Genomic DNA, 10,702 nt, shown 5'->3' with positions numbered 1-10,702 from the left:
CCGGAAACCTTGGCCGGTTTGCACTTTGTTGTCTTCACGATTCTGATGCTTGGAAATGCAGCCACGCTCTTTCAAAGTTCATAACACGCTCTAGTGGTACAGCAGGCAGTCGTGGCCGGCCAGGTCGGACGGATGCATCGGGGTGCCGGCACGGGCCAGGTAGGCCGGCGCCGCGCAGGGCACCAGGCGGACCGTGCCCAGGCGCCGGGCGATCAGCGTCGGCGCCGGCTGCCGGGTGATGCGGATGGCGACATCGAAGCCTTCTTCGACCATGTCCACCAGCCGGTCCGACAGCGACAGGTCAAGTTCCACCTGCGGGTAGCGCGCGCAAAAGCCCGGCAGCAGCGCGGCCAGGCGCTCGATGCCATAGCTCACCGGTGCATTGACGCGCAGCACCCCGGCCGGCTCCAGCGCCTGCGCGCCGACCGTGGCCTCCAGATCGTCCAGGTCGGCCAGCAGTTGCAGACAGCGCTGGTAATACGCGGTGCCGGCGCTGGTCAGGCTGACCCGCCGGGTGGTGCGGTTGAGCAGGCGGGTGCCCAGCCGTTGCTCGAGCGCGGCGACCTGCCGGGTCACGCTGGCGGTGGAGCGGTCCAGCGCATCGGCGGCGGCACTGAAACCGCTGCGCTCGGCCACTGCTGCGAACACGCGCATCGCATCGAGGGTATCCATGAACGTCCGATTGTTGCTTTGATCGCAATAAATTATCCGAAGTAAACCTATTTATCAGAAATTTGTAAGCAATAGGCTGTGCAGGTCATCACCGGAGTCTGTCCAATGTCCATCTCGCTTGCTTCCCCGCGTTCCGCTGCCTATGGCGCCGCCTTGTTGCGCATCAGCCTGGGGGCGCTGTTTCTGGTCCATGGCCTGACCAAGTTGCTGGTGTTCACCCCGGCCGGCACCGTGGCCTATTTCCACGCGCTGGGCCTGCCGGGCGCCCTGGCCTATCTCACCATCGCGCTGGAACTGGGCCTGGGCCTGTCCCTGCTGCTGGGCCTCTATGCGCGTTGGATCGGGTTGCTGGGCGTGCCGTTGCTGCTGGGCACGATTGTCAGCGTGCATGGTGCAAATGGGTTCGGTTTTTCCAATCCGGGTGGCGGCTGGGAATACCCGGCGTTATGGGCGGTGCTGCTGATCGTGCAGGCGCTGCTTGGCGAAGGCGCGTGGGCGCTGAAGCCGGCGCGTTGAAGCTGCCTGTCGTTCTTCTAGAGGAATGCGCCATGACCCGTTTACCTTCCCTGTACATCTCGCACGGATCGCCGATGACTGCGCTGCAGCCGGGGCAGGTCGGCGAGCGCCTGGCCGAACTCGCGCAGACCTTGCCGCGGCCGCGCGCGATCGTGGTTGCATCCGCGCACTGGCTGGGCCATCGCCCGCTGGTCAGCGGCGCGGCGCGGCCGCCCACCATTTATGACTTCGGCGGCTTTCCGGCGCCGTTGTACGAGCTGGAATATCCCGCGCCCGGCGAGCCGGCGCTGGCGCAGCAGATCCTGCGCCGGCTGGAACAGGCTGGCCTGCATCCGCATCTGGACCCGCAGCGCGGCTTCGATCACGGCGTGTGGGTGCCGCTGCGCCTGCTGTATCCGGCCGCCGACATCCCGGTGGTGTCGGTGTCGATCCAGCCCGAGCTGGGGCCGGCACACCAGTTTGCGGTCGGCCGCGCGCTGGCGCCGCTGCGCGAGGACGGGGTGCTGGTGATCGGCTCCGGCAGCATCACCCATAACCTGCACGACTTCCGCCATGGCTACAGCGCCGAGCGCGAGGCGCCCTATGTGCGGCCCTTCATCGAATGGACCGAGCGCAAACTGGTGGAGGACGACATCGCCGCGTTGCTGGACTATCGACGGCAGGCACCGCATGCGGCACGGGCGCATCCCACCGACGAGCACCTGTTGCCGCTGTACGTGGCGATGGGCGCCGCCGGCGCCGACCGGCTCGGCGCGCAGCGCATCGATGCCGGCATCGATGCGGGGTTTCTGGCGATGGATATCTACCGGTTCGACGGCGATCCCGGTGATGATCGCGCGCTTGCGGGCCCGGTCGCCGCCTGAGCCCTGGGGGCCGCAGCACGCCTGCACCGTCGCTGTCATCGACTGTGCAGGCGGCATGCCGGCCACGCAATCCCGAGACACTGCCCAGCCGCCTGCAAGCCATGGCATGTGGCCAGTTACTGCCGCTGCAAACCGGTGTGGCGCGGTAGCTATAGCCCGCAAGATCCATGGCGATACGGCTTGGTCCCTGCGGCACACCGGCCCGCAGCGACAAGGCATGCTGCCGACAAGTGCCGGCAGCGCAGCGATAAGGCATGCTGCGCACAAGAGCCGGCAGCGGAGCGACAAGGCATGCTGCCCACAAGTGCCGGCAGCGCAGCGCTCTGAAGCATTCACGATGAGGTTGCGTGCAGTCTCATAGGCTGAGACGCCTTCACGACATGCTGCTTGCGTGAAAATCCTCGACAAACTCGCAGTGCTGGCCGATGCGGCCAAATACGACGCGTCCTGCGCCTCCAGTGGCGCGAACAAGCGCAATTCGCTCGGCACCGGCGGGATCGGCAGCACCGAGGGCATGGGCATCTGCCACTCGTACACGCCCGACGGCCGCTGCGTGTCGCTGTTGAAGATCCTGCTCACCAATTTCTGCGTGTTCGATTGCGCGTATTGCGTCAACCGCGTGTCCAGCAACGTACGCCGTGCGCGCTTCACGCCGGAAGAAGTGGTCACGCTGACGCTGGACTTCTACAAGCGCAATTACATCGAAGGCCTGTTCCTGTCCAGCGGCATCATCCGCAACTCCGATTACACGATGGAGCAGCTGGTGGAAGTGGCGCGGCAGCTGCGCGAGGTGCATCACTTCGCCGGCTACATCCACCTCAAGACCATCCCCGATGCAACGCCGGAATTGCTGGCCGCCGCCGGCCGCTACGCCGACCGCCTGAGCATCAACGTGGAGCTGCCGACCGAGCAGGGATTGACGTTGCTGGCGCCGGAAAAAAGCGTCGGCGGCATCCGCTCGGCGATGGGCGAGTTGCGTTGGCGCATCGAAGAAAATCAGCTCGAACGCAAGGCCGAAAACGTCCGCCGCGCCAAGCCGCCGCGGTTTGCGCCGGCCGGGCAGAGCACGCAGATGATCGTCGGCGCCGACGATGCCAACGACCGCAGCATCCTGGACACCAGCCACAATCTCTACGGCAATTACCGGATGCGCCGGGTGTATTACTCGGCTTTCAGCCCGATCCCGGATGCCTCGTCGAAACTGCCGCTGCAGGCGCCGCCGTTGCAGCGCGAGCACCGCCTGTATCAGGCCGACTGGTTGCTGCGCTTCTACGAGTTCAGCGTGGAGGAGATCGCACCGGCGCAGTCCAGCGGCATGCTCGATCTGGACGTGGATCCGAAGCTGGCCTGGGCGTTGCGCAATCCGGAGCGCTTCCCGGTGGATCTGAACGCGGCGCCGCGCGAGATGCTGCTGCGCGTGCCGGGCCTGGGCACGCGCAACGTGGAGCGCCTGTTGTTGTCGCGCCGGCACGCACGCTTGCGGGTGGGCGACCTGGCGCGGTTGCGGGTGCCGATGAAGAAGCTGCTGCCGTTTGTGAGCGTGCTGGACCATCATCCGCGCCAGCGCCTGGACGACCCGGTGCGCTTGCGCGTGCAACTGGCGCCGGCACCCCGGCAGGCGAGTCTGTTCGATTGAAACCGCAGCTGGCCGCCGGCATCCGGCGCAACGCCGCGTCCGCTGGCGTCTGCCGTGTTGCCGGGCAAGCTGCCCGAGAAGTGCGGATAAGGATGGCATCAGGCGCAAAGCTGCCACCGAAGGCCAGTGCTGACACAGGAACGCGACGCTTTGCGAATCCCTAATTCCCAATCCCCAATCCTACCTCTCCATCCTGACCACCGCGATGTTCAACGCTGACGTCGAGCCGGGTTGGAGCCTTGAAGCATGGCGTGCGCTGGCGCGGGCGGGGTGGTGCGCGCAGGTGGAGCCCGACTCCATCGCGTGGACTGGCGGAGCGCAGGGCGGCTTGTTGATGGGGCAGGGGCTGCTGGATTTGCCGGCCGTGGTTGCGGCGCCGCGGGTGTCGGCGGAGTTCCTGCAGATGGCAGGAGCGGTGCTGTGTCACCGCGATCCGCAGCGCTATGCGGTGCTGTACCGGTTGTTGTGGCGGGTGGCCTGCGGCGAGCGCGCGCTGCTCGAGCGGGCCACCGATGTCGACGTGCATCGGGTGACGCAGTGGCAAAAGGCGGTGCAGCGCGATACGCACAAGATGAAGGCGTTCGTGCGCTTTCGGCGTTTGCCGGTGGAGGAGGAAGACTTCGTGGCATGGTTCGAGCCCGAGCATTGGATCGTGGATCGGGTGGCGCCGTTTTTCGCGCGCCGTTTCGCCGGCATGCGCTGGGCGATCCTCACCCCGTATCGCAGCGTGCGCTGGGATGGCGAGGCGTTGACGTTCGGCGAAGGCGCGGTGCGCACCCAGGTGCCGGCCGACGATGCGCAGGAGACGCTCTGGCGCACCTATTACGCGCATATCTTCAATCCGGCGCGGCTCAATCCGACCATGATGCGGCAGGAAATGCCGCAGAAATACTGGAAGAACCTGCCCGAAGCGGCGTTGCTGCCGGAGCTGATCCGCGAGGCGGGCGTGCGCGTGCGCGAGATGGCCGAGCGTGCGCCCGAACCGGTGCGGCGGCGGCTACCGGCAGCGCCCGCGCCTCTCCCGGAAGTGACAAGCCAAAGCCTGGCGCACTTGCGCAGCGCTGCACGCGATTGCCGCCGCTGCGAGCTGTGGCAACCGGCAACCCAGACCGTGTTTGGCGAAGGGCCCGACGATGCATCGGTGATGGTGATCGGCGAGCAGCCGGGCGACGAAGAGGATCTGAGCGGGCGTCCGTTTGTCGGGCCGGCCGGGCGCTTGTTCAACATGGCGCTGGGCGAGATGGGTATCGACCGCGAGACGTTCTACGTCACCAATGCGGTCAAGCATTTTCGCTTCGAGCAACGTGGCAAGCGGCGTCTGCATCGCAACCCGGAACGGTCGCATGTGCAGGCCTGCAGTGGCTGGTTGCATGCCGAACGCGCGCAGCTGCGTCCGGCGCAGATCGTGTGCCTGGGCGCAACCGCGGCACAGGCGGTGTTGGGAAACGGCTTTCGCTTGATGCAGCAGCGCGGCCAGTGGCAGCGGCTGGACGACGGCACGCCGGTGCTGACCACCGTGCATCCCTCCTGGGTATTGCGGCAGCGCTCGGAGGCCGCGCGCGAGCAAGGCTACCGCGGGTTTGTCGACGATCTGCGCCAGTTGCTGGATGCACCGGTCGCTGTAGAGCGTTTGATGAGGACATAAAAAATACACGTGCAAATGCACGCGCACGGTGTCGGAGAACGAGACACCAAGTGGAACCACTGGCGAGCCAGTGGTTCCCTTACCGCCGCTTTGCGGTGTGGTGGCGCTGCCTGGCGCCTGTTTCCTGGCACGCGCGGATACAACGATGCAACAGTGTCTGCACCTAACTCCTGTGCAGCCGATGCGTCGGCGTTGTTGTGCAACGCCAGCGCAACCAACCACGTCAGGCCAGAGCGACCAACAGGCCTGTTGCAGGACGGTCAGGCAGGCGCGGTCGGTGGTCGACATCGGCAGGTACCACCCGTACCTGCCGGTTCCGAGCGCAGCGTCCGCGCCTACCTGAGTGCTTGCGACGATGCAGCTGTTCTGAACGTTGCTGGCGTGCGCAAATCGTCGTCGACCCATCGACGGAACCTGGCTGCGTTCCGTCGATGCAGGTCACACGCATGCGACTGCCTGCATCAGGCAGCAAGCTGCCGTTACGGCATCAACACCTTGTCGACCACGTGGATCACGCCATTGCTCTGTATGACATCGGCGATGGTGACGTTGGCAGTGTTGCCCTTGGCATCGGTGATGGTGACCTTCTTGCCGTTGAGCTTTGCGGTCAGGGCCTCGCCCTGCACGGTGGTCAGCGAGGCGCTGCCGCCGCCGGCCTTGATCTTGGCGACCAGCGACGCGGCGTCGACCTTGCCCGGTACCACGTGATAGGTCAGCACCTTGGTCAGCGTGGGCTTGGATTCGGGCTTGAGCAGCGTTTCCACCGTGCCGGCCGGCAGGGCGGCGAATGCGGCGTTGGTCGGGGCGAACACGGTGAACGGGCCCGGCCCCTTCAGCGTGTCGACCAGGCCGGCGGCCTTGACCGCGGCGACCAGGGTGGTGTGGTCCTTGGAGTTGACGGCGTTGTCGACGATGTCCTTGGTCACCAGCATCGGCGCACCGCCCACGGTCGGGTTCGACGCGGCGTAGGCGGGGGCCATGGCGCCGGTCAGGGCAATGGCAGTGGCAACGGCAAGCGACTGGAATGCGGTCTTCATGAGGCATCGATCCTTTGGGTTGGCGATCGCCTGGATGGCAACCGTAGCGTCAATACGCGCGTCCCAATCGGCCGGATGCATCACGTGGCTTTGACATTCATCACTACGTTTGGCCTGGTGATGGCCGCATCACCCTGCAGCGGACTGGCCGGTTTACAGCGCTGAACGATGGCGGATGCACTTCGCGTCGTTTGTGGCATCCAGCGCGATGCAGTGCAGGTCTCGAGGAAACGGCGAAGGTAACGCGCTGGGGCCTGCACAGGTTCCGGCTTGATTGCGTCGAATGCGCAATGGGCCTGCCTGGCCGCTACAGAGAACCTGCGGTAACAGCGCTGGCTAGCGTTGCGAAAGAGACCTGCGGTCATGCAGGCGCACGCCGGCAACTTGCGTTCATTGCTGCGTTTGCAGCATCTGCTCGTCGCGGAGACCTGGCACCGGCTTGCTGCGGCACGCACGCCCGGCAGCTTCATCGCGTATCTTTCCATCCGCCAGCGTATCCAACGCAGGCCGATCGAGCCGACGTTGCAACGGAGCATCCGCATCGCCAGCGTGTGCCGACATGCGACGCAGCGTGTCGGCGGCCGGCGCGCTACGGTGGTTTCATCACCGGGTGCAAACCGGTATGGTCCGGTAGGCGCGTTGTGGTGCATCGCACTATGCGATGCCGCACGTGCGGCCGTTTTTTTCATTTCGGGTTTTTATGCATTCGATCGATGTCGTCCTCGCCATGTTGCTGGCGGTCGCGGCCAGCGGTTATCTGATCCGCATCCTGCCGTTCTCGTTGCCCCTGCCGTTGGTCCAGATTGCGCTTGGCGCGGTGGTGTCGGGTGTGTTCGATGCCGGGCACGAGCTGGAACCGGAGTTGTTCTTCCTGTTGTTCCTGCCGCCGCTGCTGTTCCTGGATGGCTGGCGCATTCCCAAGCAAGGCCTGTTCCGCGACAAGGCGGCCATCCTCGAGCTGGCGCTGGGGCTGGTGGTGTTCACCGTGATCGGTGCGGGCCTGCTGATCCATTGGCTGATCCCGGCGATGCCGCTGGCGGTGGCCTTTGCGCTGGCGGCGATCATCTCGCCGACCGATCCGGTGGCGGTATCCTCGATCGCCTCCAAGGCGTCGATCCCCAAGCGGCTGATGCACATCCTGGAGGGCGAGTCGCTGCTCAATGACGCCTCCGGCCTGGTCTGCTTCCAGTTCGCAGTGGCGGCGGTGCTCACCGGCACCTTCTCCATCGCCAGCGCCTCGCTGACCTTTTTGTGGGTGGCGTTGGCCGGTCTCGCGTTGGGTGTAGCCACCACCTTCGGACTGAGCCGCATCCAGGCCTGGATCTGGCGGCATTTCGGCGAGGAGCCGGGTTCGGCGATCCTGGTCAACCTGCTCACCCCGTTCGCGGCCTATCTGCTGGCCGAAGCCTTCCATGCCTCGGGCATCCTGGCCGCGGTGGCCGCCGGCGTCACCATGAGCTACGTGGAAATGGCCGGCAACGCGCCGGGCAACATGCGCCTGCAGCGCTCGGCGGTGTGGGACACGGTGCAGTTCACCTTCAACGGCATCATCTTCGTGCTGCTGGGCGAACAGTTGCCGGGCATCCTGGACGGGGCGGTGCGCAGCGTGCAGGAGGCCGGGCACCTCAATCCGTGGTGGCTGGCGGTGTACGTGGCCACCATCAGCGCCAGCCTGATGGCGTTGCGCTTCGTGTGGGTGTTCCTGTCGCTGCGCTGGAACATCTTCAAGGCGCAGCGGCGTGGCGAAGCGCATGTCAGCCCGCCGTGGCGGATCGTGGTGGCGGTGTCGCTGGCCGGCGTGCGTGGTGCGATCACCCTGGCCGGCGTGCTCACGCTGCCGTTGATGCTGGAGGACGGCTCGCCATTTCCGGCCCGCCAGTTGGCGATCTTCCTGGCCGCCTCGGTGATCCTGGTGTCGCTGCTGGTGGCCAGTGTGGCCTTGCCGCGGCTGCTGCGCGGGCTGGAACTGCCCGAAGAGGAAGACGAGCAGCTCAAGGAGGACCTGGCGGTGAAGGCGGCCTCGCAGGCTGCGCTGGAAGCGGTGGAAAAACTACGCCAGCGGCTGGTGGACGGCAGCAAGCATGCCGAGCGCTACAACGCCGCCGCCAACCAGGTCAGCCAGCGCTATCAGCGCAAACTGGGTGCGGTGGACATGGCCGAGACCGATCCGGAAGAGGCCGGCGCCTACGAACAGGCGCTGCGCCAGTTCCGCCACGCCGCGCTGGTGGCCGAGCGCAACGAGCTGTTCAAGCTGGCCAGGCGCCGCGAGATTTCCGACGACCTGTCGCGCCGGCTGGTGCGCAATCTGGACCTGATCGAGTCGCGCAAGCGCGCCTGAGCGCGCTGATGCGCGCGGGATTCGGGAATCGGGAATCGTAAAAGCCGGGACAAATGACGACGGCTGTCGTAGGAGCGCACCTGGGCGCGATGGGGCTGTCCGGAGAACGCCTCTCGCGCCCAGGTGCGCTCCTACGGCGCAGCACGCGACGGGCGGCCGGTGGGTCTTGTCCGGTGTGCAGCAAACACCAGGCAAAACGTGGGTCGGGAGACACCATCCCATCTATCCCCCTCCCATCGTCACGGCGCACGGCCTACCCTGTGGCGCTTATCGTTCCCGTGCCAGACCCATGACTTCGATCGTTTCCATCCAGGGCTTGAGCAAGACCTACGCCGGCGGTTTTCAGGCGCTCAAACAGGTGGATCTTGATATCCAGCGCGGCGAGATCTTCGCGCTGCTCGGTCCCAACGGCGCCGGCAAGACCACGCTGATCAGCATCATCTGCGGGCTGATCAACCCCAGCACCGGCACCGTGCTGGCCGATGGCCACGACATCGTGCGCGACTACCGCGCCGCGCGTGCCAGCATCGGCCTGGTGCCGCAGGAGCTGGCCACCGACGCGTTCGAAACCGTGTGGGCCACCGTGCGTTTCAGTCGCGGCCTGTTCGGCAAGCCGGCCAATCCGGCGTATCTGGAAACGGTGCTGCGCGAGCTCTCGCTGTGGGACAAGCGCCACAACAAGATTTCCACGCTGTCCGGCGGCATGAAGCGGCGCGTGCTGATCGCCAAGGCGCTGGCGCACGAGCCGCGCATCCTGTTTCTGGACGAGCCCACTGCCGGTGTGGACGTGGAGCTGCGCCACGACATGTGGCAGATGGTGCGCAGGCTGCGCGAGCAGGGCACCACGGTGATCCTGACCACCCATTACATCGAGGAAGCCGAGGACATGGCCGACCGGGTCGGGGTGATCAATCGCGGCGAGCTGGTGCTGGTGGAAGACAAGCACACGCTGATGCGCAAGCTCGGCAAGAAGCAGCTCACGCTGAGCCTGCAGGCGCCGCTGCAGGCCATCCCGGCCGCGCTGGGCGATCTGCCGCTGGAACTGTCGGGCGACGGCAACAGCCTGACCTACACCTTCGACACCCAGGCCGAGCAGACCGGCATCGGCGCGTTGCTGCGCCGGCTCAACGAGCAGGGCATCGACTTCAAGGACCTGCATTCCAGCGAGAGTTCGCTGGAGGAGATCTTCGTCAACCTGGTGCATGGCGCCCGCAACGCGGAGGTGCGCGCATGAACCTGCATGCGATTGCGGCGATCTACCGCTTCGAGATGGCGCGCGCCTTCCGCACGCTGACCCAGTCGATCGCCTCGCCGGTGTTGTCGACCTCGCTGTATTTCGTGGTGTTCGGCGCGGCGATCGGCTCGCGCATGGGCGACATCGACGGCGTCAGCTACGGCGCCTTCATCATTCCCGGGCTGGTGATGCTGTCCCTGCTCAACGAGAGCATTTCCAACGCCTCGTTCGGCATCTACATGCCGCGCTGGGCCGGCACCATCTACGAGGTGCTGTCCGCGCCGGTGGCCTGGTGGGAGATCGTGATCGGGTATGTGGGTGCGGCGGCGACCAAGTCGGTGCTGCTGGGCTTGCTGATCCTGCTCACCGCGCGGCTGTTCGTGCCTTACGAGATCGCGCATCCGCTGTGGATGCTGGGCTTTCTGGTGCTCACCGCGCTGACCTTCAGCCTATTCGGCTTCATCATCGGCATCTGGGCCGACGGCTTCGAAAAACTGCAGGTGATTCCGCTGATGGTGGTGACACCGCTGACCTTCCTGGGCGGCAGTTTCTACTCGATCAACATGCTGCCGCCGTTGTGGCAGAAGGTCACCCTGTTCAACCCGGTGGTGTACCTGATCAGCGGGTTCCGCTGGAGTTTCTACGGCAAGGCCGATGTACACATCGCGGTGAGCACCGGCATGACCTTCCTGTTCCTGCTGGTGTGCCTGGGCGTGGTGGCGGCGATCTTCCGCAGCGGGTATCGGCTCAAGGCGTGAGTG

General features: G+C 65.8%; 8 protein-coding genes and 1 pseudogene. 7 read left to right on the top strand and 2 right to left on the bottom strand.

What is annotated here, in order from left to right; genetic code table 11:
• Positions 1 to 93: 93 nt before the first annotated feature.
• Positions 94 to 672: pseudogene (locus XarbCFBP7408_RS05750) on the bottom strand (LysR substrate-binding domain-containing protein); the annotation flags it as partial.
• Positions 673 to 777: 105 nt separating this feature from the next.
• Here XarbCFBP7408_RS05750 and XarbCFBP7408_RS05745 point away from each other — a divergent pair.
• The 4 genes from XarbCFBP7408_RS05745 (at position 778) to XarbCFBP7408_RS05730 (ending at position 5,332) form a co-directional block, all read left to right on the top strand.
• Entirely contained in the window at positions 778 to 1,188 is a 411-nt protein-coding gene (locus tag XarbCFBP7408_RS05745; protein ID WP_104562130.1) for a DoxX family protein, read from the top strand.
• Between the two features lie 32 nt (positions 1,189 to 1,220).
• Positions 1,221 to 2,051: a dioxygenase family protein gene (locus XarbCFBP7408_RS05740; protein ID WP_104562129.1), complete on the top strand. Its 831-nt coding sequence runs from the start codon at positions 1,221 to 1,223 to the stop codon at positions 2,049 to 2,051.
• A gap of 391 nt (positions 2,052 to 2,442) precedes the next feature.
• Positions 2,443 to 3,687: a putative DNA modification/repair radical SAM protein gene (locus XarbCFBP7408_RS05735; RefSeq protein WP_104562128.1), complete on the top strand. Its 1,245-nt coding sequence runs from the start codon at positions 2,443 to 2,445 to the stop codon at positions 3,685 to 3,687.
• Between the two features lie 205 nt (positions 3,688 to 3,892).
• Positions 3,893 to 5,332, top strand: a complete 1,440-nt coding sequence (locus XarbCFBP7408_RS05730) for a UdgX family uracil-DNA binding protein (protein ID WP_104562127.1) — start codon at positions 3,893 to 3,895, stop codon at positions 5,330 to 5,332.
• Positions 5,333 to 5,811: 479 nt separating this feature from the next.
• On the opposite strand, the gene XarbCFBP7408_RS05725 is transcribed toward XarbCFBP7408_RS05730, so the two are convergent.
• On the bottom strand, positions 5,812 to 6,369 hold the full coding sequence (locus XarbCFBP7408_RS05725; RefSeq protein WP_181106272.1) for a fasciclin domain-containing protein: 558 nt from the start codon (positions 6,367 to 6,369) through the stop codon (positions 5,812 to 5,814).
• 661 nt (positions 6,370 to 7,030) lie between these two features.
• Between XarbCFBP7408_RS05725 and XarbCFBP7408_RS05720 the strand changes: the two genes are divergently transcribed.
• The 3 genes from XarbCFBP7408_RS05720 (at position 7,031) to XarbCFBP7408_RS05710 (ending at position 10,699) form a co-directional block, all read left to right on the top strand.
• Positions 7,031 to 8,707 (top strand): Na+/H+ antiporter, encoded by a 1,677-nt coding sequence (locus tag XarbCFBP7408_RS05720; RefSeq protein WP_181106274.1) that lies wholly within the window; start codon positions 7,031 to 7,033, stop codon positions 8,705 to 8,707.
• A 289-nt stretch (positions 8,708 to 8,996) separates the two neighbouring features.
• The gene (locus tag XarbCFBP7408_RS05715) at positions 8,997 to 9,941 is read left to right on the top strand and encodes an ABC transporter ATP-binding protein (RefSeq protein WP_104562125.1); all 945 of its coding nucleotides are present in this window, start codon (positions 8,997 to 8,999) and stop codon (positions 9,939 to 9,941) included.
• Positions 9,938 to 10,699 carry an ABC transporter permease gene (locus XarbCFBP7408_RS05710; protein WP_104562124.1) on the top strand — a complete coding sequence of 254 codons (762 nt, stop codon included), beginning with the start codon at positions 9,938 to 9,940 and terminating at the stop codon, positions 10,697 to 10,699. The genes XarbCFBP7408_RS05715 and XarbCFBP7408_RS05710 overlap by 4 nt, the downstream gene beginning before the upstream one ends.
• Positions 10,700 to 10,702: the final 3 nt, after the last annotated feature.

Origin of the sequence: Xanthomonas arboricola pv. guizotiae (assembly GCF_002940205.1) — a bacterium.
Lineage (GTDB): Bacteria > Pseudomonadota > Gammaproteobacteria > Xanthomonadales > Xanthomonadaceae > Xanthomonas > Xanthomonas arboricola_C.
The sequence above is the reverse complement of the archived record's forward strand: the minus strand, read 5'-3'. Positions and strand labels throughout refer to the sequence as shown.